The 24,179-nt window shown below is 45.9% G+C and carries 23 protein-coding genes; 10 read left to right on the top strand and 13 right to left on the bottom strand.

All coding sequences use genetic code 11. From position 1 onward, the window contains the following. Positions 1-12: 12 nt before the first annotated feature. Complete coding sequence (gene dusB / locus JM642_RS18645) at positions 13-981, bottom strand: tRNA dihydrouridine synthase DusB (RefSeq protein ID WP_037413666.1); 969 nt, start codon at positions 979-981, stop codon at positions 13-15. A 174-nt stretch (positions 982-1,155) separates the two neighbouring features. Continuing rightward, positions 1,156-2,037 carry a 50S ribosomal protein L11 methyltransferase gene (gene prmA, locus JM642_RS18640; protein WP_069453756.1) on the bottom strand — a complete coding sequence of 294 codons (882 nt, stop codon included), beginning with the start codon at positions 2,035-2,037 and terminating at the stop codon, positions 1,156-1,158. A gap of 427 nt (positions 2,038-2,464) precedes the next feature. Between prmA and JM642_RS18635 the strand changes: the two genes are divergently transcribed. From JM642_RS18635 to JM642_RS18620, 4 genes are all read left to right on the top strand, one after another. Beyond that, on the top strand, positions 2,465-3,190 hold the full coding sequence (locus JM642_RS18635) for a fumarate reductase cytochrome b subunit (RefSeq protein WP_203432326.1): 726 nt from the start codon (positions 2,465-2,467) through the stop codon (positions 3,188-3,190). Positions 3,191-3,421: 231 nt separating this feature from the next. Further along, the gene (locus JM642_RS18630; RefSeq protein WP_037413654.1) at positions 3,422-4,093 is read left to right on the top strand and encodes a fumarate reductase cytochrome b subunit; all 672 of its coding nucleotides are present in this window, start codon (positions 3,422-3,424) and stop codon (positions 4,091-4,093) included. 63 nt (positions 4,094-4,156) lie between these two features. Further along, complete coding sequence (locus JM642_RS18625; protein ID WP_099457092.1) at positions 4,157-6,163, top strand: fumarate reductase flavoprotein subunit; 2,007 nt, start codon at positions 4,157-4,159, stop codon at positions 6,161-6,163. Next, positions 6,163-6,894 carry a fumarate reductase iron-sulfur subunit gene (locus JM642_RS18620; RefSeq protein WP_037413651.1) on the top strand — a complete coding sequence of 244 codons (732 nt, stop codon included), beginning with the start codon at positions 6,163-6,165 and terminating at the stop codon, positions 6,892-6,894. Before JM642_RS18625 ends, JM642_RS18620 begins: the two co-directional genes overlap by 1 nt. A 64-nt stretch (positions 6,895-6,958) precedes the next feature. Here JM642_RS18620 and JM642_RS18615 read toward each other — a convergent pair whose 3' ends face one another. Together JM642_RS18615 and JM642_RS18610 are read right to left on the bottom strand one after the other, a co-directional pair. Continuing rightward, on the bottom strand, positions 6,959-7,273 hold the full coding sequence (locus tag JM642_RS18615) for a putative quinol monooxygenase (protein WP_203432325.1): 315 nt from the start codon (positions 7,271-7,273) through the stop codon (positions 6,959-6,961). Further along, positions 7,270-8,292 carry a zinc-binding alcohol dehydrogenase family protein gene (locus tag JM642_RS18610; RefSeq protein ID WP_203432324.1) on the bottom strand — a complete coding sequence of 341 codons (1,023 nt, stop codon included), beginning with the start codon at positions 8,290-8,292 and terminating at the stop codon, positions 7,270-7,272. Before JM642_RS18610 ends, JM642_RS18615 begins: the two co-directional genes overlap by 4 nt. 119 nt (positions 8,293-8,411) lie before the next feature. Between JM642_RS18610 and JM642_RS18605 the strand changes: the two genes are divergently transcribed. From JM642_RS18605 to JM642_RS18590, 4 genes are all read left to right on the top strand, one after another. Next, positions 8,412-9,341 carry a LysR family transcriptional regulator gene (locus JM642_RS18605; protein WP_037426378.1) on the top strand — a complete coding sequence of 310 codons (930 nt, stop codon included), beginning with the start codon at positions 8,412-8,414 and terminating at the stop codon, positions 9,339-9,341. 301 nt (positions 9,342-9,642) lie between these two features. Then, positions 9,643-10,062, top strand: a complete 420-nt coding sequence (locus tag JM642_RS18600) for a hypothetical protein (RefSeq protein WP_047534356.1) — start codon at positions 9,643-9,645, stop codon at positions 10,060-10,062. 62 nt (positions 10,063-10,124) lie between these two features. Then, complete coding sequence (locus tag JM642_RS18595; RefSeq protein WP_047534358.1) at positions 10,125-10,994, top strand: hypothetical protein; 870 nt, start codon at positions 10,125-10,127, stop codon at positions 10,992-10,994. Between the two features lie 22 nt (positions 10,995-11,016). Then, a complete protein-coding gene (locus tag JM642_RS18590; protein ID WP_037426369.1) occupies positions 11,017-14,475 on the top strand; it encodes a zinc-dependent metalloprotease in 3,459 nt (1,152 codons plus the stop codon). Positions 14,476-14,587: 112 nt separating this feature from the next. Here JM642_RS18590 and rho read toward each other — a convergent pair whose 3' ends face one another. Beyond that, positions 14,588-15,853: a transcription termination factor Rho gene (gene rho / locus JM642_RS18585; protein WP_037413641.1), complete on the bottom strand. Its 1,266-nt coding sequence runs from the start codon at positions 15,851-15,853 to the stop codon at positions 14,588-14,590. 212 nt (positions 15,854-16,065) lie between these two features. Next, a complete protein-coding gene (trxA, locus tag JM642_RS18580) occupies positions 16,066-16,392 on the bottom strand; it encodes a thioredoxin TrxA (RefSeq protein ID WP_011070766.1) in 327 nt (108 codons plus the stop codon). Between the two features lie 151 nt (positions 16,393-16,543). Between trxA and rhlB the strand changes: the two genes are divergently transcribed. Then, on the top strand, positions 16,544-17,863 hold the full coding sequence (gene rhlB / locus JM642_RS18575; protein ID WP_037413639.1) for an ATP-dependent RNA helicase RhlB: 1,320 nt from the start codon (positions 16,544-16,546) through the stop codon (positions 17,861-17,863). After that, positions 17,864-18,790, top strand: coding sequence for an exopolyphosphatase (locus JM642_RS18570; RefSeq protein WP_037413637.1), 927 nt, complete (start codon positions 17,864-17,866; stop codon positions 18,788-18,790). It begins immediately after the preceding gene. A 74-nt stretch (positions 18,791-18,864) separates the two neighbouring features. Here JM642_RS18570 and JM642_RS18565 read toward each other — a convergent pair whose 3' ends face one another. The 7 genes from JM642_RS18565 to JM642_RS18535 form a co-directional block, all read right to left on the bottom strand. Continuing rightward, positions 18,865-19,401: a thioredoxin family protein gene (locus JM642_RS18565; RefSeq protein ID WP_203432323.1), complete on the bottom strand. Its 537-nt coding sequence runs from the start codon at positions 19,399-19,401 to the stop codon at positions 18,865-18,867. Between the two features lie 143 nt (positions 19,402-19,544). Continuing rightward, complete coding sequence (gene mutT / locus JM642_RS18560) at positions 19,545-19,940, bottom strand: 8-oxo-dGTP diphosphatase MutT (protein ID WP_203432322.1); 396 nt, start codon at positions 19,938-19,940, stop codon at positions 19,545-19,547. Between the two features lie 86 nt (positions 19,941-20,026). Next, positions 20,027-20,236, bottom strand: a complete 210-nt coding sequence (gene yacG / locus JM642_RS18555; protein WP_037413634.1) for a DNA gyrase inhibitor YacG — start codon at positions 20,234-20,236, stop codon at positions 20,027-20,029. Positions 20,237-20,331: 95 nt separating this feature from the next. Beyond that, positions 20,332-21,066 carry a cell division protein ZapD gene (zapD, locus tag JM642_RS18550; protein WP_203432321.1) on the bottom strand — a complete coding sequence of 245 codons (735 nt, stop codon included), beginning with the start codon at positions 21,064-21,066 and terminating at the stop codon, positions 20,332-20,334. Beyond that, positions 21,059-21,676, bottom strand: coding sequence for a dephospho-CoA kinase (coaE, locus tag JM642_RS18545; protein WP_099457088.1), 618 nt, complete (start codon positions 21,674-21,676; stop codon positions 21,059-21,061). The genes zapD and coaE overlap by 8 nt, the downstream gene beginning before the upstream one ends. A gap of 156 nt (positions 21,677-21,832) precedes the next feature. After that, on the bottom strand, positions 21,833-22,759 hold the full coding sequence (locus tag JM642_RS18540; protein WP_047534372.1) for an A24 family peptidase: 927 nt from the start codon (positions 22,757-22,759) through the stop codon (positions 21,833-21,835). 129 nt (positions 22,760-22,888) lie between these two features. Then, positions 22,889-24,160, bottom strand: a complete 1,272-nt coding sequence (locus tag JM642_RS18535; protein WP_188871158.1) for a type II secretion system F family protein — start codon at positions 24,158-24,160, stop codon at positions 22,889-22,891. Positions 24,161-24,179: the final 19 nt, after the last annotated feature.

Below are 24,179 nucleotides of genomic sequence, written 5' to 3'. Positions count from 1 at the left end.
TTCTGCTCTTTATTAATTCTTTACTAATTCATCAAAATAATATTCCACGAGGGAATACTGTTCTGCAGCGGTTTCCAGCTGATTAAAGTCAGCCCGAAACTGGCGCTGATCCTCCTGGTCTAGGTACCATCCGATATGTTTTCTGGCGAAGCGGATACCCTTATATTCACCATACAAATCATAAAGTTTGGTGAGGTGTTCCAGCATCACTTGACGCTGTTCTACCACCTCAATGGGCGCTAGCTTATTACCCGTCTCCAAGTAGTGCTGGATTTCTCTGAAAATCCAAGGTCGTCCTTGAGCACCCCGTCCTATCATCAGAGCATCGACACCGGTGTAATCCAGCACAAAGCGGGCTTTCTCCGGACTGTCGATATCCCCGTTTGCGACAACAGGAATCGAGACATTCTGTTTAATTGCTTTAATGGTGTCGTACTCGGCGTCGCCTTTGTACATGCATTGTCTCGTGCGGCCATGAACGGCCAGCGAGGCAATGCCACAATCCTCGGCAATCTGGGCGATTTGAACACCGTTCCTGTGTTCAGGCTCCCAGCCTGTGCGAATTTTTAACGTAACGGGCACATCTACTGCAGCTACCACGGCTTGTAAAATGTCTTTTACGAGGGGCGGATTTTGCATTAAGGCTGAGCCTGCCAGCTTTTTATTCACTTTTTTTGCAGGACATCCCATGTTGATATCAATGATATGGGCGCCTTGTTCAACGTTGAACTGGGCGGCCTGCGCCATTAACTCTGGATCTGCACCTGCAATTTGCACTGAGCGAATACCTTCCTCACCAGAATGTGTCATACGCTGGCGGCTCTTATCCGTATCCCAAACCTCAGGATTGGATGAAAGCATCTCCGACACCGCTAAGGCTGCACCATAACGAAGACAGAGATTACGGAAAGCTTGATCGGTGACACCTGCCATTGGTGCCACGATCAGCTGATTCTTCAGTTGATAGGGTCCAATCTGCATTTACTGTTTCACCTTAGCTCTTCAAAGGGGCGCTATAGTAGCCCTTTTTATTGGCCGTGAAAAGGTCAATAAATGACCTAGGAGCAATTTTTTTTCTTGACTTTTTAGCCTTGAGAAGTCATCGACAAAATAAGCCTAAGCCAGTGGTGGCGCATGTTGCGCCACCCTTTAGCGTTATTTGCGCGTACCTGTCAAGCGGCTCCAATCTTCTTTGTGAGCCGCTTCGTCCATGTCGAACCATTGGCTATAAAAGTCAGAGATTTCTTGCGCTTGCTCTTTTAGGAGTCCAGAGAGGGCTAATTTACCGCCTGTTTTGACTCGGTCGGCGATAAGGGGGGCAAGTTCGCGCAGTGGGCCTGCGAGAATATTGGCAACTAATACATCGGCCTTAAGATCGGCGGGTTGATCTTCAGGCAGGTAAAGCTCGAGTTGGTCGGCGACATCGTTACGCTCGGCATTGGCTTTTGAGGCGTCAATGGCTTGATAGTCGATGTCGATACCGGTGACTTTTTTCGCGCCCAGTTTTAGGGCAGCAACGGCAAGAATGCCTGAGCCACAACCAAAGTCGATCACTTCTTCGTTGCTTAGATCTAAGCTGTCTAACCACTCTAAACACAGTGCTGTTGTGGGGTGAGTGCCAGTGCCGAAGGCCAGACCCGGATCTAAGATCACATTGACTGCACTTGGATCGGGGACTTCACGCCAGCTTGGGCAAATCCACAGGCGTTTACCGAATTGGATTGGGTGGTAGTTATCCATCCATTCGCGGACCCAGTCTTTGTCTTCAATCTGCTCGATTTTATGGCTGAAGTGTTCACCTAAAAACGGCAGGGTTTTCAGCATCTCAATGCTTGGGGTTAGATCGGTATCGGCTTCGAATAGCGCGACAACCACGGTATCTTGCCACAGCGGGGTTTCACCCAGTTTAGGTTCAAAAATCGGGGTGTCTTTACCATCTTCAAAGGTAATGGAGACTGCGCCTTCTTCCATGAGTAAGTCGCTGATGGTTTCTGCATCATCACTGTTAGTGTTAATGCGGAGTTGGATCCAAGGCATGGGTTAAATCCTGTGGCTAGGGTTAAAAAATATCACGCTATTGTATACCCAAACCGCGCTAAATTGCAGAATTCGGTGGCAATTTCGCATTGTTCGATTAGATAAATGAGTTGCTATGCAGCAGGGGATTGGCGAGTGATAAATGGATTTTATTCTACGCCGACAAAGAGTTAGTCAGTCATCCTTTTTGTGCGAAAATGCGAACCGATCGTTTCGATTTTTAGTATAAACATATGAAATATAATGGTTAATTGGTTTTACCTTTGTTTGGTTTTTTACTTGATTTTTGTGATCGCCTTCTAAGAGTTGACGCTGCTCCCGTGAGTTACCTCACGCTTTAAATCTGTGACGCTCAGCCGGGTATTTTGTTACTGCTATGGTGTAGTTTGCAAAGAGGTGTCAACAAACCATCAAAGGTAAAAGCAAGATGATAAGCGTAACGCGCGTTCACACTAGGGTGAAAACACAGGGGATAGGTCACCCTTGGTCGGCTAAGGCTGATCGATTACAGAGCGCGACAGGCATTATGTTGGGATGCTTCCTGTTGTTGCATATGCACTTCGAGTCGAGCATTTTGCTGGGCAAAGAGGCATTTTACCAAGTAGTACAACTGCTTGAGGGCGGTATGTTTAGTAGTACAGGCCATGGCTTTCCGATGGTTACTAAAGTCTTCTCGGTTTTTATGCTGTTAGTGGTGATATTGCATGCCGCAGTTGCGCTTAGGCGGTTTCCGGCACAACTGGGTCAGTGGCGGGCATTGCGCTCGCATTTAGGTGGCATTAATCACCGTGATACCCATGCATGGTTTTGGCAGCTCATTACTGGCTTTATTCTGTTTTTCCTGGTGCCTGTACATCTGTTTACCATGATCTTAAATCCTGAGATTGGCCCACATTTATCCGCCGAGCGTGTTTATCACGATAATGCTTGGCTGCTATATGCCTTATTGCTGCCCGCAGTGGTGATCCACGCCATGATTGGTTTGTACCGTGTGGCAGTTAAGTGGGGCATTACCACTCAACGCTCCGGCTTACGTAAACTCGCTAAGATATTAATTATCTATTTGTTGTGTCTAGGTAGCGCTAGCTTAGTTACTTATATGTTGATCGGCTGCGAGTTGACTGTTCCTGTGCAGCCCTATGTGCCCCAGTAATTTGAATGCCAACCCTGCTGCGCGCGTTGCACTGAGATAATTCGCAGCAGGATTTTGTGTCGCTGCCACTCGTTTTTATTGGTTCTATCGCTAATAGTTAAGCATTCGATTAATTATTCGCCTCCTAGTTGATCTAACTCAGGTTTGTTGTTGGATTTGTGAGCGATATTAATTTTTAAAGATCACTTAATGAGCTTGGCTCAATAGAGCCTGTGGCGCGAGGCGAAAGCAATGGCAATCAAACTAAGTATAAAAAAATGGAGTGCGTGGCTGGATTTAAGCCAGAGTGTGTCGGGTGTCATTTTGGCGGTGTTTTTATGGAGTCACTTAGTGTTGGTGTCGTCCATTTTGTTGGGTGGCGATGCTATGAACTGGGTGGCGCGCACTATGGAGCTAAGTTTTCTCTCTAGTGATGGTCATGGCTATCCCTGGGTGGTGACTTGTATTGCCATCGGTATCGGCGCTTTAGCGTTAGTGCATGTGCTAGTGGCATTGCAGAAGCTACCGATGAGTTTGCGCCAGCAAAGGGCGCTGCAACAGCAGATGCAAGTGATTAATCATAGCGATACTCGCCTCTGGCGTTGGCAAGCCATTACGGGTGTGGTGATCCTTTTATTGCTGCCGGTGCATCTGTGGCTTATCGGCTCGGCGCCTGAAACCATAGGTCCGCAGGGCAGCGCTGAGCGGATTTGGAACCAAGGTGTATGGATGGTGTATTTGCCGCTATTGCTGACGGTGGAGTTACATGCGGCCATCGGGATTTACCGCGTAGCACTGAAGTGGGGCGCGGCGCGGGATCTTAATAGTCGCAGCCGTTTACGTAAGATTAAAACGATTGTGAGTATCGCGTTTGTCACTGTAGGGATTGCCTCTTTATTGGCATTTTTACCCCATGCGAGTTGAGCGAAATATAACAAAAGAGTGTTGTCCTAAAACAATAACAGCAGTACCCGTTAAGGAGCAGGCGTGAAACTGATTTATACCGATTCATTAGTGGTTGGTGCCGGATTGGCAGGGCTAAGGGTAGCCATTGCCTCTAAAGAGCGTGGGCTGGATACCTTAGTGCTATCGCTTATTCCTGCCAAACGTTCTCACTCCGCCGCAGCGCAGGGGGGAATGCAGGCAAGCCTTGGCAACGCAGTTAAAGGCATGGGTGATGATGAAGATGTGCACTTTCAAGACACTGTGAAAGGTTCGGACTGGGGCTGCGATCAAGAGGTCGCGAGAATGTTTGCCCACTGTGCGCCAAAGGCAGTACGTGAGTTAGCCAACTGGGGGGTGCCTTGGTCACGTGTTAGTGCTGGTCCACGGGAAGTCATTGTTAACGCACAAAAAGTTACTCTACAGGAAGCCGAAGAAGCCCATGGGTTAATTAATGCCCGCGACTTTGGTGGCACCAAAAAATGGCGCACCTGCTATACCGCCGACGGTACTGGCCACTCTTTACTTTATGCCATGGATAACAAAGCCATTTCGATGGATATTCCGGTCCATGAGCGCGTCGAAGCGCTGGCGATTATCCACGATGGAGAGCGTTGTCACGGGGTGATTGCCCGCTGTTTAATCACGGGCGAGTTGCGTGCCTATGTCGCGAAATCGACCACGATTGCCACTGGTGGCTATGGCCGTATTTACGAAGTCTCAACCAATGCGATTATCTGTGAGGGTATAGGTCAGGCGCTGGCACTCGAAACGGGGGTCGCGACCCTTGGCAATATGGAAGCGGTCCAGTTCCATCCCACAGCAATTGTGCCCGTGGGGATTTTAACCACAGAGGGTTGCCGTGGTGATGGTGGTTTATTGCGGGATAAAGACGGTTATCGTTTTATGCCGGACTATGAGCCAGAGAAAAAAGAACTGGCATCGCGGGACGTAGTGTCTCGCCGTATGACTGAACATATGCGTAAAGGTAAGGGCGTCGATAGCCCCTATGGCCCGCATTTATGGCTCGATATTACCCTGCTTGGGCGCAAACATATCGAAACCAACCTGCGTGAAGTGCAGGAGATTTGCGAGAATTTCCTTGGGATCGACCCTGCAAAGGATTGGATACCCGTGCGTCCGACTCAGCATTACTCCATGGGTGGCATTCGCACCAAAGCCACCGGTGAAAGTCCGCAGCTTAAGGGCTTATTCAGCGTCGGTGAAGCGGCCTGTTGGGATATGCATGGCTTTAACCGCTTGGGCGGTAACTCGCTCGCTGAAACCGTAGTGGGCGGTATGATTATTGGTAAATATGTCGCTGATTTTTGTGAGAATAATAGCCTTGAAATCAATACCCAGCTTGCCGAAAAATTTATGCGGCAGGTACAGACTGAGATCGACACCTTAGTCGATGGCGATGGTCAAGAAAATCCCTTCGAACTTAAGCACGCAATGCAGCGAATTATGATGGATTACGTTGGGATTTTCCGTAACGGCCCAGAGCTTGATAAAGCGGTGAATGAGCTAAAAGCCCTGCTTGAACGTTCACGCAAACTCGGCATTAAGTGTAAAAAACGCCACGCCAATCCTGAGCTGGTAGAAGCTCTAAGGGTTAAGCGTATGCTCAAAGTCGCGCTGACCGTGGCCTGTGGCGCGGCAGCTCGCACCGAAAGCCGCGGTGCCCATGCCCGTGAGGATTATCCGCAGCGTAATGACCGCGATTGGCTTAATCGTACCCTCGCCAGTTGGCCCGATGCCAATGCGTTGGAACCCGTGTTGAGCTACGAGCCGCTAGATGTGATGAAGATGGAACTGCCACCGGGATACCGGGGTTATGGTATCGACAATGCGATTGCTCACCCCGATACCGCTAAACGTGAGCAACAAATTGCTGAAATTTTGGCTGGGCTCGGGGAGGATGCCGATCGCTATCAACGCCAAGCGGCGCTGATGCCTTTCGAGCTGCCGCCCAGCCTGCAAGCTAAAAATGAACGTTTAAGTGATACCTTACAAAAACCCTCTGCCAATGCGTTAGGAGAAAAATCATAATGACCCAAGGTCGCCAGTTAACCTTTAATATTTTTCGTTATGATCCACAGGAGCCAAACGATAAGCCGAAAATGGTGCGTTATCAGCTCACCGAAACGCCGGGGATGACAGTATTTATTGCCCTCAATAAGCTGAGAGAAGAGCAAGATACGTCGTTGCAGTTTGACTTTGTCTGTCGGGCAGGGATTTGTGGCAGTTGTGCCATGGTGATCAATGGTTTTCCGACATTAGCTTGCCGTACCTTAACCGCTAAATATCCCAAAGGTGAGATTACCCTGATGCCGTTACCTGGCTTTGAATTGATCGGTGATTTATCGGTTAACACGGGTAAATTTATGCGTGAACTCGCTGAGCGGTTAAAGCTATGGTTACATCCTAAGGCGAATGATATCAGCATCCATCGCCTCGAAGATCCTATGGCTCCTGAAGAAGCTGCTCGCCTGTATGAGTTGGAGCGCTGCGTCGAGTGTGGCGTTTGCGTATCAGCCTGCGCGACCAAGCAAATGCGCGAGACCTTTGTCGGTGCAGTTGGCATGATGAAAATTGCCCGCTTTGAACTCGATAGCCGTGATGCCCGCACTGCGGAGGATTTTTACCATGTGATCGGTAATCAGGATGGTGTGTTTGGGTGTATGACCTTGCTTGGCTGCCAAGACAACTGTCCGAAGGATTTACCCCATATGCAACAGATTGCTTATCTACGCCGAAAAATGGCGATGACGTTGGTTTAGCTTTATTTACGCAGTTGATTTAAAAATAGAAAGCGCCAAATTTGGCGCTTTCTTGTTGGTGATGCTAGCAAGCATAACTCTTATGGATCTCGACTTTCTCTACTAACTGCTCGGAGGTGGCGACTTTCTCTACTAACTGCTCGGAGGTGGCGACAAAGGTATTAAAGTGTGGGCTTGCCATATGCGCATCCAGTGCTGCTTGGGATTGCCACACTTCATACATCCAGAACTGATTAGCATTATCTAAAGAATGATGCAGCGTATACTCAAAACAACCTGCCTCGGTGTGGGTGTCACTTACCAGTTGTTTGAGGACTTTAAAGAGTGAATCACTCTGGCCTGAATGCGCTTGGATTTGCGCAAAAACCGTGATTTTCATTGGCTAAATCCCTCAAGCACAATTTTACCAATCGCTTTGCCCGACTCAATTTGTGCATGGGCCTTTAGCAAGTTTTGCGCATTAATCGTGCCGTAATGCTCACCAAAGGTGCTTTTTACTTTACCGGTATCGATAAGCTCTGCAATGCGATTGAGTAGATGGTGCTGGGCAATCATATCCTCGGTTTGATACAGGCTGCGGGTAAACATCAGCTCCCAATGCAGCGACAGGCTTTTACGCTTAAGCTTCATCACATCTAACGGGCCGACAGGATCATCAATCAGTGCCAGTTTTCCTTGTGGTTTGAGCACTTTTACAATTTCGTCAAAGTGCTTATCGGTTTGGGTCAGGCTAATCACATGGGTGACATCGGCTATATCTAGCTTAGTCAGCTCTTCCGAGAGGGGTTTATTGTGATTAATCACTGCATCGGCACCTAAGGTTTGCACCCAAGTTGCTGATTCTGGCCGTGATGCGGTACCGATAACCTCTGCTCCAGTCAATTTGACCGCCAGTTGAGTGATAATCGAACCCACACCGCCAGCCGCACCGATAATCAGAATACGTGCATCTGTGGCTGTACCATCCTGTGGTAGACCTAAACGGTCAAACAGCAATTCCCAAGCCGTGATACTGGTTAAGGGTAAGGCTGCCGCCTGTGCGTTGCTTAAGGTTTGCGGTTTATGGCCGACAATGCGCTCATCCACTAACTGATATTCGGCATAGCTGCCACTGCGGCTAATATCGCCAGCATACCAAACCTCATCACCTACCTTAAATAGGCTGACTTTGTCCCCGATAGCTTTTACAACGCCAACGGCATCCCAACCGAGGATTTTATACTCCCCAGCAGGCGCTGAGCTTGATGCGCGGATCTTGGTATCGACGGGGTTAACCGATATGGCTTTAACCTCGACTAACAAATCAAAACCCGTTGGGGTGGGTTTGGCTAATGTTATGTTTTCTAATGTATTATGCGCATCGACTGCGCCTGCTGTTTGGTAACCTACGGCTCTCATAATCATTCCTCACTGGCGACTCATGTCTGTCACTTGTCATTGAGCACCATTGTGTGAAATATTAACCTTTAGATAAACGGGGTAAAGTTTGTAATTTTTTCAAAGGAAATTTGATAATCATGTTGCTTAATGATCTCGCCTTATTTGTTCGCGTTGCCGATTGCGGCAGCATTTCGGCCGCAGCGGCCGAAATGGACCTCTCTGCTGCTTCAGCGAGCGCAGCGATTAAACGTCTTGAAAAACAGCTTGATACGAGTTTGTTTGTGCGCACGACTCGCAGCCTTAGATTAACCGCTCAAGGGGAACGTTACCTGATCCATTGCCGCCGCGCCTTAAGTGATCTCGCCCTTGGAGAGCAGGCGATTGCCAGCGATAAAGGTAAGGTCTCTGGCACCTTAAGCCTGTCGGTTTCATCTGACTTTGGGCGAAACTTATTTGTCCCTTGGCTCGATGACTTTCTCTTGGATTTTCCACAGCTGCAAGTGCGTCTGCATTTGGGCGACAATATCAGCAGTTTTTACCACGATAAAATTGATGTGGCGGTGCGTTATGGTAAGCCGCAGGATTCTAATCAAGTTGCCTTTCCGATTTGCAGTGCCGACAGAGTGTTATGTGCATCGCCGGACTATCTTGCTAAATTTGGTCAACCCGAAACCTTAGAGCAGCTAACACAACATAATTGCTTGTTTTATAAGTTAGATGAGAGAACTCACGATCAATGGCAATTTGAGCGTGATGGCCAGGAATGTAAAGTTCGCGTCACGGGGAATCGTAGTGCGAATGATGCTGAAATTGCGCGCCGCTGGGCGGTAGCAGGAAAGGGGTTAGTGTTTAAGTCGAGCTTAGATTTGGCAGAGGATATTATGGCTGGGCGTTTAGTGCCCTTGTTACCAGAATATCGCGGCGAGTCGGTCAATTTATACTTAGTGTGCCCAGGACGCGAACATGTCACACCCGTGGTGTTACTGCTTCGCGAAATGTTACGTCGCCGTTGTAAAGAATTGCAAACTCAACTGGCTGCTCATCATATTATCCCAAACTACCGTTAAGCTATTTGCATTATGGTGGCATATGTAAATAATCGCACTGCATGTTGTTATTTATTGTTTTTAATCTGTTTTTAAATTGTTTTTTATGGCGGTTTTTTCTGTTATGAATTGTGTTGTTTATGTTTAATGTCGCTAATTTTTTCTGATCTAACTCATATTTATTTTAATTGCATATGAGTTGTCGCTGGCTTGAGTTGAAAAGCATTTTTTTTCGTGCGTATGATGCGATAAATGTATCGTTTTGTATCTTTAACTGTGGGTCACAGTGGAGATTATTTATAGTATGACGTATTGACTGAAAATGTTAACTAAATTAGCCACAAAAAATTACTCAAAAATACCGAAACATCTTCATCCCATAGTCGGTGGATTACTGGTGCTCGGAATATTATGGTTGAGCTTATCGCTAAGTGTTTCTGCTAAAAATGAAATTTATTCTGTTGAAAAGAATGATTTTTTAATGGCTTCGACACTTGTGGCGCAGAGTGAGTTTGTGGGCCATAAATCGACAATCGTACTGAATGAATATAGCGTTACACTTTGGAATTGGTTTTGTGAAACTAATTTTGAAAGCATATTTATTGGACTGTCTTTTTTTGTTTTATTTAGTGTTATTTATTTCATTTCAGCTATTTTTCTGCGTAGTTACATTCTTAATTTGGAACATTGTTATTCCATTTTACTTAATTGGATAAAGTCTATTCAAGCAAGTACATCCTAGCGCTATATAGAGCGCATGCTCACTATCAATATTTTCATCAAAATATAAATCAAGGTTTTATTATGCAACCAACGAATAATCAATATTATTCGTCGATTTCTCGTCGACGAAATAAATGGTCTGTGCTTTTCTGCTTGCAGGTGATGCTGGCGAGCTTTTCATTTGTTGGCCAAGTATTGGCTGTCAATGAATTTGAGTTAGCCACGGATGCACAAGCTGCAAAATGGTCTGGCTACGTTAATGTTGGGTTTACCCGAAACATTTATGACTCGGATAGTTATTACGCCTATCAAGCCTATAACATCGATAGCCGGATCGATTACAAGGCAAATTGGGGCAATGTGCTGTTTACCCTTGGGGGCGAAAAGCAAACATTGCATGGCAAAGAGTCCAGTTTTTATGACCCTTTGCTGGAATACCGCACACCACTGTATGCCTTAAGCGATACCGTCTCATTCAAAGGCAGTTTAGGTGTGTATTTGCCCGCAGAGCGCGAATCAAAATTGGATAGGTTGCAATATGCACCGCGTATTGCTGCGTACTTATTTTGGAGCCCGCTAGATAACCTAAGTTTTTATTTTTCACCGCGCTATCGCTACAACGCTTACCAATACAAAACCGCTGGTGAGCGCGTGTTAGTTGAACAGCAACTCGATGGATTACTCGATGCTTATTGGCAAATTACGGCTAATTGGTATTTGGATGTGAGTGGTCGTTATCGAGTATCCAAAAACTATTACGGTCGCCGACTCGACGATCAATTTACCTTCGCCCAAGAACTCGGTTGGTCGTTTAAGCCTGACTGGGTGTTGGCTGTTGGTCATAACAATAGTGGTCGTTTCTATAACCCAGAAGTGGGGACATCTCAGGGATTTGAGATTTATGACAAAAAGAGTTCAACCTTTTATTTGTCAGTTACTAAATATCTATAAAAACAGTAGTTAAGAGGAATCTATGAAGAAGTCCATGGTATGTCTGGCGATAACCAGCGCACTGACCCTTGTGGGGTGTGGTGCCGGTGATGAGCCTTATAAAGAACTCCCCAAAGATGAAAAGCAAGTCACCACTGCCGACATCGATAAAGCCACTGAGCGGCAATATCTCTACATTCGCAGCGTGGGTAAGGCTCCGCGTTATGCCGCCGAGGTGCGAGGTTTTACCCAAGGTGATCCTAAGTTGGTAACCTTGCATAAAACAGAGAATGGTATCCAAGTACGTCAAATTGACCGAGATAATATCGGATTAGGCCATGACAGCCGTTATCCTAATGAATATAACCAAGCGCCAGTGTTAACCATTCCTGGTGAATATATCGACTTTAAATGTACCGAAGATAAATGGCGTGAGTGTATTAACGTAGAGCAAGTTAACACCGATGCTAATTTAACATGGCAGGATAAGCGCTACTTTGTCCCCGATTTTGCCAAAGCTAAAATTGCCGAGTTGGGCATTAATGACATTTTCACCTTTGGTGAATGTGTGACTGAAACAGAGGCCCCACGACTAGTAAATACTCAAGGCCAAAAAGGCTATGAGATGGATTTAGCTAAGGGCGTGGTTAACTTTGAAATTGAGCATACCTATCAGGCTTCACCAAGTTGCTTTAACCAATTTTACGGTGGCAACCTCGACAATCTATCCTTTACGACCACTGAGTTTATTTCGATTGTGGCGGTGGATCAGTTAGCCAGTAAAGACTATCAAGCGATTCCCTATGCCGAAAATGAAAAGGGCGCATTTGGTTTCTTTACTTCCTCACATACTTATCGTGATGCGACTGATTCAGAGGGCGTTGACGGGTATGTGCGTACCTACATGAATCGCTTCAATCCGGCCAAATCGGAACTGACTTATTACTTGAGTAATAATTTCTACGATGCGAAAAATAAACCCTTTTTGGATGCTGCTATCGAGTCCGTGACGGCAATTAATATTCAAAACAAGTTGTATAAAACGGGTTTTCCACAGATAAAACTTGAGCAAGCCCACGATAAACGCCATGGCGACCTGCGCTATAGCAACATCACTTTATTTGATGAACCGCTGGATAATGGTTTGGCGGGTTATGGCCCATCCGCGGCAAACCCGCTTACAGGCGAAATTGTGAGTGCGCGAGTCAATCAATACAGCTCGAATCTAAAACAAGGCGCAGTACGTTACTATCGCCAAGTGCGTTTAGATTATAACAGAGGCAAATTAGACGCGAATTCAGTCACATCGTTAACGGGCGAGCCTTATGTGTCGAATTTGAACAAGCCAGATGTCAGCGTTGATACTGTGCCAGTTGAGGCGGCTGCATTTGAACAACCGACTCAGCAGCTTATTGCAGCACCCAAATCAATGTTATTAACGCCTAAGGATAATAGTCTCGATGCTTTGGCGGATTTTGATGAAAAAACACAAGCGTTTTGGTCTGAAAATTCAATGATGCATGTGGATACCGTGTTTGCTACAGGTGGTAGTAATCGTGAATTACCTCGCGGTATCAAAGGTCATGAAATTGATTGGAAAAAAGCCGAAATGTGGGTTGATGGCAAAGTGGGCGGTAAATTAGCGGCATTTGAAGATTTGCCGATAAGTTTACAAGACTCATTAACCACAGCCCTTGCTGCACAAGCATTTGCCGGCACCTTGACCCATGAATTAGGGCATACCTTTGGCTTAAGACATAACTTTGCTGGGAGTCGCGACCACGACAATACCTTTAACCAAGCACAACTGACGGAGTTAAAAGCCGCCTTTAGCGATGCAGGTTACCCAGATATTACTGTTAATGCCGAGTTTTCGAGCCAAATGGACTACAACGTGAATCGGTTTGCAACCACGTTTGAACCCTATGACTTAGCGGCGTTACGTTTTGGCTATGCCCGCGAAGTGGAAACAAAGGCTAACGAATTTGTATCGCTCAAAGCGGAAGATGCTAAGCGTCGCGACGAACTTGCCAAAGGCATTGTTAACGGGGATACCCGATTTGGCGCGCTTTATAATATTGAGCAAAACAATAGCCTACGTCAGTATTCTTATTGCACAGATGAACATGTGTCCCTTAACAGCAACTGTAATCGTGGTGATGCGGGTAAAAACTTAGATGATATTAACCAGTTCTATATCGATAAGTATTTTGATAGCTACGAGACCATGAACCTACGCCATAATCGTCAATCTTTGTTTGAGGATCATAGTCTAAGTTACACCATCAATCGTAAAGTTCAGTTTGATGAGATACGTCAATTCATTGAAGATGTGAGCTTTTTAGAGCAATTATTTGGTCTATCAGAAAACTTTTTTGCTGGTGAGTGCGACCGACTGGCTGCGGCAGGTAGCGAGGCTTGGTATTGTGCGAATCAGCGGGCGATGAATCAGTCGGCCGACTTCTTCCTTAAGCTAGTGGGAGAAAACGACGCCACATTGGACGTCACATACAAGCAAGCTGATGGCAGCGTAGCGTTAAGACAGCAGTACAATTTTGCTAAGGTACTTGAGCAATATCGTTTTAAAAGCGGCGATATGAAGGCGCAATTTGAGCCGGGTGAGGTGATCAGTCAGTTCTCTGATTCCCCAGAAGCCTTGAAAGAGTTGATCATTAAATCGCAAATAAATCCTCAATTTCAGGATTTATTAACGGCTGATGTTAGCTTTTCGGGCCGCTTACTCAACGGTATTAAAACGCCTGCCTCCTCACCTAACCATCCGTATGTGAATGAGCGCGACGTGTTAGGTGTATGGCCTGATAAATTGTTAGCCGTGCGAGCCTTAGTGTCACGTACCACCCCACGTAGTACTTCGAGTCGTGGTTATAAAGCCTTGGTTGATTTACCGAATGTGGGGCCAGTGTTCCAAGACATGTTGTGTAAGATGACCATGGGTGAAGGCCCTGGGCTGACTCGTGGTAATGCACCGCTCTTTACCGAAAGCTGTGGCGTGAGTGGTAAGCTCGATAGCTATCTGCCTTATTACACTGATTTTGCCCAACAAAGTATTGAGCCATTACCTAATTACGATCGTTCAGTTTCACGTTACTTCCAATTTGATACTGTTAACGGCCAGCCAAAAGGTAAGAGCAATTTACTGCAGATGATATTACGCCAAGTGGTACTTGCATCGGTTGACAGTGATTATCAAGGCGAGCAAAAAGCCAGAGTATGGCGTGAATACGTCGGTATTCATCTAGCCGGCCCTGCATTAGCCACACAAGCGGAAGTGACAGTAAATGGCCGTGTGTATGCTGCGACCGCAGAAAACACTTTAGCATTGGCGCTGATCAACCGAATTAAAGAAATGGAAACCTTTAAGGCGCAGGTCGGCGAGGCCACGCTTGCCATCAAGTTAAACAACGGTACAGTAGGTGAGATAATTGATGGGCAACTAAGCCGAGATCAGTTAGTACTCAGTTATTTACCTGTGCTTGATTAAGTCACTTGAATCGAGTGAGCCGCACCCGCGGCTTTGCAATCCATCACCATGTGTAAAACGTAAAAAAGGCCGCTCACTGAGCGGCCTTATTATTCATACAATCTTATATGGCTTAAGACTTTGCGCGTTTCATCGCGGTGAAGAATTCTTCGTTAGTCTTAGTCATCGCCAGCTTATCAATGAGGAATTCCATTGCACTGACTTCATCCATTGGATTGAGGATCTTACGCAGGATCCACATTTTTTGCAGTTCGTCAGGATTTGTCAGCTTCTCTTCACGACGAGTACCGCTGCGGTTAAAGTCAATCGCAGGGAAGACGCGTTTTTCAGCGGCTTTGCGTGACAGATGCAGCTCTTGGTTACCAGTACCTTTAAACTCTTCGTAAATCACTTCGTCCATCTTAGAACCGGTATCGACTAACGCAGTCGCGATAATGGTTAAGCTGCCGCCGTGTTCGATGTTACGTGCTGCACCGAAGAAGCGTTTTGGACGGTGCAGGGCGTTTGCGTCCACACCACCGGTTAACACTTTGCCTGATGAAGGGATAACAGTGTTGTAAGCACGCGCTAAACGGGTGATAGAGTCGAGCAGAATCACCACGTCTTTTTTGTGTTCGACTAAACGCTTAGCCTTTTCAATAACCATTTCAGCCACTTGTACGTGACGGCTTGCTGGTTCGTCGAAGGTAGATGCAATAACTTCACCTTTAACTAGGCGTTGCATCTCGGTCACTTCTTCTGGACGTTCATCGATCAGCAATACCATCAATACCACTTCAGGGTTGTTGTAGGTAATGGATTGCGCAATGTTTTGCAGTAATAGCGTTTTACCCGCTTTTGGTGGCGCAACGATCAGACCACGTTGACCTTTACCGATAGGTGAGCATAAATCCAGAATACGGGCAGTGATGTCTTCAGTTGAGCCATTACCACGCTCCATACGCATACGTTCTTCTGCGTGGAGTGGGGTTAAGTTTTCAAAGAGGATTTTATTGCGAGAGTTTTCAGGTTTATCAAAGTTAACTTCGTTAACTTTTAACAGGGCAAAATAACGTTCACCTTCTTTTGGTGGGCGAATCTTACCAAAAATGGTGTCACCCGTTCGCATGTTGAAACGGCGAATTTGGCTTGGTGACACGTAAATATCATCAGGGCCAGCTAAGTAAGATCCATCTGCACTTCGTAAGAAACCGAATCCGTCTTGGAGTATCTCTAATACGCCGCCACCGAAAATGTCTTCGCCACTTTTGGCGTGGGCTTTAAGGATGGAGAAAATAATGTCCTGCTTGCGAGCACGGGCCATATTTTCGAGTTTCATGTTTTCGGCTAGCGAAACTAGGTCGGATATCGGCGTGTCTTTTAATTCAGTTAAGTTCATGTTGGGGATCTTGTGTTACGCGACAAAGCTTACCGCGATCAATCAGTAAAGTTTGTGATTCAGGATAGTGATTGACGAGCGAGAAGTGGTTTAGTTAGAAAGAATCTGGTTATTAAAGTAGCACTAACAAAGCGGGGCGTCCAGAAATTTAGGGGCATTCCGGCACAATTTAATTTCAGCTTGTGCCGGAGGTCACTCATAACGACAACAAATTAGATTTGTGCGTCGATAAACTCTTTTAACTGAGTTTTAGAGAGCGCGCCAACTTTGGTCGCTGCCAACTCACCGTTTTTGAATAACAGCAATGTTGGAATGCCGCGAACGCCGTATTTCGCTGGAGAAACGTTGTTCTGGTCAACGTTTAGTTTAGCGATAGTTACGCGACCGGCATACTCTTCGGCAACGTCGTCAAGGATTGGCGCGATCATTTTACATGGACCACACCATTCAGCCCAAAAGTCTACCAATACTGGTAAATCGGCCTTTAATACGTCGTTTTCGAAGCTGTCGTCGCTCAGGTATATAATTTTATCGCTCATGATGTTCTCCAGTTTGGTTGCCATTGCTGGTTTGTTAATGGCTTACCATGTATATTGGGGCTGAAAAATAGCTTTTCAAGTTACCTTTTACAATGTGGCTATTTCAAACGATCGAGTATCTTATTGCAACCCCAAATGGTATGCTTGCGCTATGAGCCAAACACATTTATCAAATCAAAAATTTGCCGACTTACCTCTGCATCCTGAGGTTAAACAGGCCCTTGCCGAGAACGGCTTTGAATTTTGTACGCCGATTCAGGCGTTATCATTACCCGTATTACTTCAATCAAAAGATATCGCTGGCCAAGCTCAGACGGGCACTGGCAAGACAATGGCGTTTTTGGTTGCTACATTTAACCATTTATTGTCGACCCCTGTTCCTGAAGGACGTCAATTAAATCAACCGCGTGCCATTATCATGGCGCCCACCCGTGAATTAGCCATTCAAATTGCTAAGGACGCGATTTTACTCGCGAAACATACTCGCTTAAAGGTGGGGATTGTTTACGGTGGTGAGAGTTATGACGTCCAACGTAAAGTGCTTGACCAAGGTGTTGACATCTTAATCGGTACAACCGGACGGATTATCGATTATGTGCGTCAGGGCATTATTAGCTTAAATGCGATTCAAGCCGTGGTGTTAGATGAAGCCGATCGTATGTTCGACCTCGGTTTTATCAAGGATATTCGTTTCTTATTCCGACGCATGCCTAATGCCGATCAGCGCCTGAACATGTTGTTTTCAGCGACGCTTTCGATGAAGGTGCAAGAGTTGGCTTATGATCATATGAATGATCCGGTGAAAGTCGAAATTGCCCCCGAAGAAAAAACCTCAAAGAATATCAAAGAAGAAATTTTCTATCCTTCCCAAGAAGATAAGATGCGTTTATTGCTAACGCTGATTGAAGAAGATTGGCCTGAGAAAGCCATTGTTTTTTCAAACACTAAGCATAGCTGTGAGAACTTATGGGCTTGGCTTGAGGGTGATGGTCACCGTGTGGGTTTGCTCACTGGGGATGTGCCACAGAAGAAACGTATTCGAATCCTAGAGCAATTTACGCAAGGTCAATTAGATATCTTGGTTGCGACTGACGTGGCTGCACGCGGCCTGCATATCTCCGATGTTTCCCATGTTTACAATTATGATTTACCTGATGATTGTGAAGATTACGTCCACCGTATTGGTCGTACTGGGCGAGCGGGTAACAAAGGGGTATCAGTTAGTTTTGCCTGTGAAGAATACGCACTAAACTTACCAGCGATTGAGACTTATATTAATCACTCAATCCCAGTGAGTAATTATGACCGCGATGCGTTACTAGATGATATTCCACAGCCAGCTAAGATTCATCGTAAACATCCAGCGGGAGCTCGTAATTTACGTGAGCGCTCTGGGGTGAGTCGTACTCAAGGTGCACATCGTAGTGGTGGTCGTCCACCTCGCCATGACAGGACGCGTAGACAGCCGTAAATGCCAACACCCGCTTATGCTGCCATTACTTTAGGCTCTAACAGTTTTAATATGCTGATCGCTAAAACAAAAGGTGGTCAGCCACATATTATTGCTAAGTACAAACGTAAAGTAAGGTTAGCCGAAGGGATTGGCGAAGACGGCTATTTATCACAGGAAGTGATGCAACGAGGTTTAGATTGCCTCGCCATGTTTGCCCAAATGTTAGCACTGCATAAAGTCCATCCTAATCATGTTGCTGTGATTGCCACAGCGACACTGCGTACTATCAATAACGCCGACGAGTTTAACCAGAGGGCAATTCCCCTTCTCGGTCACCCGATTGAGATTATTTCGGGCATGCGTGAAGCTGAGCTGATTTATCAAGGTATGGTGGCAACAACCTGTGGCCAAGGTCGACGCTTAGTGATTGATATTGGTGGAGCAAGTACCGAATTTATTATCGGGGATGGTCATCAGGTTCAGTTTAAGACTAGCTTGCCTATGGGCAGCGTGACCTTTAACCGCCGTTTCTTCAACAACGCGCCGTTGCAAGAGCTCGATTTTGACGATGCTAAACAGGAAGTGCTAGCAGTCTTAGGTGAACATAGGCAAAGGCTAAAAGACTTAGGATGGCACTGTGTAGTGGGGGCTTCTGGCGCAGTGCAATCTGTGGTCGAAGTGCTAATGCACCGTAAGCAGTCTGAAATCATCACTTTGGCTGTGCTGACACAGCTGAAAGCGGAAATCCTCGCCGAGGAAGATGTGAGTCTTGAGGGAATTATCGGCTTAAGCGCCGAACGTGCGCCGACATTTGCCGCAGGGGTGGCGATTTTACTTGCGCTCTTTGAACTCTTAGGAATTGAGCAGTTGGCGCTATCAGGTGGAGCATTGCGTGAGGGTGTGTTAGTGATGCTGGCGCAGCGGATTTTAGAAGAAGCGATTTAACTCTCAAGCCCATTTAAAAAAGATAAAGGCCGTCAAGTGCACACTTGACGGCCTTTATCTTTTAATGGATTGGGTTACTTTAAGATTTCGGCTAAATCTTTTTCGAGCGAAACGGTTGGGCGTTCAACAATGCGGCCAATTTCTTTACCTTGTTGTTGCACGATAAAGGTAGGAATACGTTTGAATTCGTATTTTGCCGCCAGTCCTTCAGGGTCTTGCTTGCTGCGATCGACACCAATATAAGTCACTTTAATATTGGGGTTCGCCACTTCTTCGATAATGCGGATAAAACGTGGCGTTTCGCGATGACAGTCTGGGCACCAAGTACCAATAATCACGACGATTTCTGTTGGTTCTGTGACTTTTTTGAGTGGTGCTAAGGCGTCGGTATCGACTTGGTAGCTTCTGTAGCCCTCAGCAAACTCATTGAGATCTTTTACTAAATGTTGCGCTTCAACTACACCGGTTAAAATCACTTCTTGTTTCTCCTCGCTGCAGGTGGCAATCAAGCCCTGTTTTTGCTCTTCAAAGCCACAGCCGCCATTTGCTAGTACTTGGCAACTAAAAAATAACGCGGTCGTGGCGAGTAATGCTTTAACGTTATTGTGCATGATATGCCCTCAAAATCGAAGAAGAATAATGAATTTGCATTCAAGCACTAATTTACGTTTTGTAAAAGTTGTGAATGAATTTGCTGCAAGCCAGATCACGTATCGCTAATGTAAATCTGGCTGTTACCCATAAAAAGATGTGATTAGTTTTGTGCTAATAGCTTGGCGAGGATAGGTTTATTAGCATCAGGGAAGTCGTAATGGGTGAGCTCGTGCTTATCGACCCAGACGACTTGTTGTCCTTCAAGCCCTTGCGCCTCGCCCGTAAAGTCACTCACAGTGTGAATATCGAGTAGTACCTGTTTATCTGGGTAGTCGTAGCTTAACGCCATAAAAGGTTCGCTCGAATGGACGTTAAGCGCCACTTCTTCTTTTAACTCACGAATTAAGGCTTGGGTAACGGTTTCGTTTTGCTCCACTTTTCCACCGGGAAATTCCCATTTGCCGCCTTGATGTAAATGCTCTGGGCGCTTGGCGAGTAGGATTTGTCCGTCAGTATTAAGAATAATGCCCACGGCAACATGAATACGTTTTGTCATAAATTTCTACTTATCACTGTATGAACAACAATCCGAGACTCGTCGGTTCTGGTCGTTGGTAAATATACGGAGTTGTTGTATGAGGCTTATTCTTTAAAGAAGCTTTCTTCGTCGTAGCCAAGTTCGTCTAAAGCGTCGACATCAAACTCAGATTTGACTGGAATGGCGTGTTTCTCCGATGCCCAATCACCGAGATCGATCATCTTACAGCGCTCACTGCAAAAAGGTTTGAACTCTGACTGAGGGCTCCATTGTACTGGGGTTTTACAAATTGGGCAGTTGACGGTTAACGGCATAATGGGGATCTCTTGATTTACTGCTGAATAACGAATAACGAATAACGAATAACGAATAACGAATAACGGTTATCAATGGCGTTAGTGTAAAGGCTTCACGCGCAGGTCGCTAGTAAGAATTCGATGCTACGGTCAGAGTGGCGTTGTTGATCGAATTGTACAAAATGAATGGCATAACGATTTTTATGGCCACTGATCGTGGGATAACAACCGTGGGAAGCATCGACTTTGACTCGAACTAATGACAGGGCTTGAGTGCTATCCCCTTGATAAAAACCGGCATGAGCGGTGGCATTATCGAAATCAGCGGTACTGCGGGTCAGTTGAAGCAAAAGCGTGATGGGTGTGAGTAGGGGATCGAAATGACTTATCCAAGCTTGATAATCCTTGCGTCTTTCTTCCCAGGGTTTGGCGAGCCAAAAATGTAGTTGGGGAAGGTCGAAGTTACAGCAGGCACCTGGCATACCAAAGCGTTGCCTGAGCGCTGATAAGAATCTGTCTTGCTTTAGCTGGCTCCCACAGCGTTCGGGGCGTTGTAATGGTTCTCTGGCTTGGCTTAAGGCTTGAATATAAAAGCGGATTTGTTCGCTATCGACATGCTCGAGTTCTTGCCATTTGCTCAGTTGCAGTAGATTTCGCTCGATATCTTTGAGGACCTCATTGCGGTAGTCGCAGCGCTCCGAGAGCTCGCACAGGGAAAACAGAGGGTAGAAACATCTATGCTGGTGGTCGTGATTTAGGTTATTACAGAGCTGCTTGTTGAGGTATTCGAGCCGCAAGTAGCTGCGGATCTTCTCATTTAAAGGCTGTTCATAAACTAAGTCAGTCATGGGCGTTGTGATTACCAGATAATTGTAAATAGCGCTGATGCAATGCTTGCACCTCTTGTTTTAGCGTTGATATCTCTCCCTGATTATCAATAATGTCATCGGCTCTAGCGAGTTTTTCACTGCGGCTACACTGGCTCTCAATGATGTTATTTACTTGAGTTGCATCGACATTGTCCCGCTTTACGGTACGGTTTATTTGTAACTCTGGCGAAATATCCACCACTAAAGTCCGATTGACTAACCTATCTAACCCGTTCTCAAATAGCAAGGGTACAACCATAATTACATAGTCTGATGTGGCATTTTTGACTTGCAAAAGCATTTCTTGGCGGATCATAGGGTGCAGCAGTTGATTTAACCACTGACGCGCTTGTTCATCGCTAAACACTCGCTGCCTAAGTTTTGCGCGGTCAAGCTCACCCGAGGCCGTTAAGATTTCTGTCCCAAAATGGTCAATAATGGCGTTTAATCCGTAGGTGCCTGGTGCGACGACTTCTCGGGCAACGACATCGGCATCGACTAGGCAAACACCTTCTGCCGCAAACAGATTCGCCACGGTCGTTTTACCACTGCCAATCCCGCCCGTTAAACCGACAACAAATTTGGACATAAAACTCTCTTAAAAGCGATGAAGGACGTGCTTATAGGACCTAGAACGGACTGGACTTCGTCCTACTAGGGCGTCGCTGCGCTCCTTCTAGAACCTAAAGCCTAGAACCTAAAGCCTAGAACCTAAAGCCTAGAATCTATAAGGCCGAAGCCAGTTCTATAACGTACTTAAATACCAATCCACTATAGGTTGACCCCATATTAGGGCGATCCAGCCTGCGGCGGCAATGTAAGGACCAAAGGGAATCGGATTTGCCAGTTGATTACGTTTGGTCACGATCAGCGTGATGCCAACGAGGGCACCCACTAAGGATGAAAGTAAAATCACCAGTGGCAACATTTGCCAACCAAGCCAAGCGCCAAATACGGCAAGCAGTTTAAAGTCACCATAGCCCATACCTTCTTTACCGGTTAACAGCTTAAATAGCCAAAAAATCGACCATAAACTTAAATAGCCTACAGCGGCACCAATAATCGCATCGGTTGGGTTGGTAAAGGTATGGTTGAGGTTAATCAGTAGTCCTAACCATAGCAGGGGAAGGGTCATTTGATCTGGAAGCAGCATTTCATCCAGATCGATTCCGGTGAGCGCAATCAACACAAAAGTGAGTATTGCAGCAAACACAAATTGCCAGCTTGGCCCAAAATGCCAGGCGAGTGTTGCAACGAGTAACCCTGTTATTAGCTCAATAATCGGATAGCGTGAGGAAATGGGGGCATGACAGGCAGCGCATTTTCCCCTCAACATTAACCAACCTAAAACGGGTAAATTATGCCAAGGCTGGATGGCGGTTTTGCATTTAGGGCAGGCAGAACCTGGTACCACTAGATTGTATTTTTCAGGATAGTTATCTATAGGCTTGTTAAGCTTTTCTAAACCGACTTGTTTGACTACATCTGCATGATATTCCTGCAGATACTGATTACATTCCTGTTGCCATTCGCGCTTCATCATCACCGGAAAACGATGGATAACCACATTTAAAAAACTGCCAATAGTTGCGGCAAACACAAAACTTAAGCAGATAAAAAGCCATGGAGCTTGGTCAAAAGTGTGACCCAATAAAGTGAAAAATTCAGTCATTATTCTTACTTAATTATATTGTTCAATGTAAAACGGATTTTAGGCCTCTAGGACGCTTCGCTGCTCTAGAACCTAGAATTTATAAGGGGGAAGCCCGCTTTTTCTAGCTGCTGCGGTTTTTGCAGCGTTTTAACCGCCAACCACTTTACCCATTTGGAAGATGGGTAAATACATAGCGACAATAAGACCACCAACAACAGTGCCAATGACCACCATCATGATAGGTTCAATTAGGCTGGATAAACCATCAACAGCATCATCGACTTGCATCTCATAGATAGTTGAAACTTTATTAAGCATATTATCAAGTGAGCCTGATTCTTCGCCAATCATCACCATTTGGATCAGCATATCGGGGAACAGCCCTGTGGTTCGCATTGCCACGTTCATTTGCATCCCCGCCATCACTTCTTGGCGGATTTTTAAAATGGCTTTACGGTATACCGCATTGCCCGATGCCCCTGCGGCTGATTCTAAGCCGTCGATTAAGGGGACACCAGCGGCAAAGGTGGTGGCTAAGGTACGGGCAAAACGCGCCATAGCGCCTTTGTGTAGAATGGGACCAATAGCTGGAATTTTTAAGATGACTTCGTCAACTCTGTCTCTCACGATTTGCGAGTTCCTATGAGCCCTCACAAATAAAAATACGCCAGCCACTATGGCACCCAAAAAGATATACCAAGAGGATTGTAGGCCGCGGGAGATATGCAAAACCAATTGGGTAAATGCAGGTAACTCGGCGCCAAAGCCCTTAAAAATATCTTCAAATTGTGGCACCACAAACAGTAATAATAGTGCTGTTACTAAAATAGCGACTATTACTACTGCTGCCGGATAAAACATGGCTTTTTTAATCTTAGATTTTAATGCTTCAGATTTTTCACGGTAGGTCGCAATACGATCAAACACTACATCGAGTGAGCCTGAATGTTCACCCGCAGCAACTAAGTCAACATAGAGATCATCAAAATAGCGTCGGTGGGGACGCAAAGCATCAGATAACGGAATACCTGATTGGATCTCCGATAGAATTGTCGCTAACAGTTCACGCATTTTTGCTTTTTCATGGCCGCGACCCAGTAATTCAATGGTAGTCACTAATGGCACCCCAGCGGCAAGCATGGTGGCAATTTGCCGAGTCACCATAGCAATATCCATAGGGGTAATTTTGGCATCGCCTAATTTAAATAAGGCGGCCGATTGTTTGCGAACGGTTTTAGGATTTACCCCTTGAGATTTTAACTTGCTACGAACCTCAGCAGCAGAGGCCCCCCTCAGTTCGCCACTGGTTTTTTGGCCGTCGCGGTTAACACCTTTCCATTCAAAGGTATAAATTTTAGGTTGGCTTTTTTGCTCAATCTTTTTTGGGCGAGGCTTTTTTACTGTGGTTGCCGTAGCCATAAATTATCCCTGTTGGTTG

It is taken from the genome of Shewanella sp. LZH-2, from assembly GCF_016859145.1.
GTDB lineage: Bacteria > Pseudomonadota > Gammaproteobacteria > Enterobacterales > Shewanellaceae > Shewanella > Shewanella xiamenensis.
The sequence above is the reverse complement of the archived record's forward strand: the minus strand, read 5'-3'. Positions and strand labels throughout refer to the sequence as shown.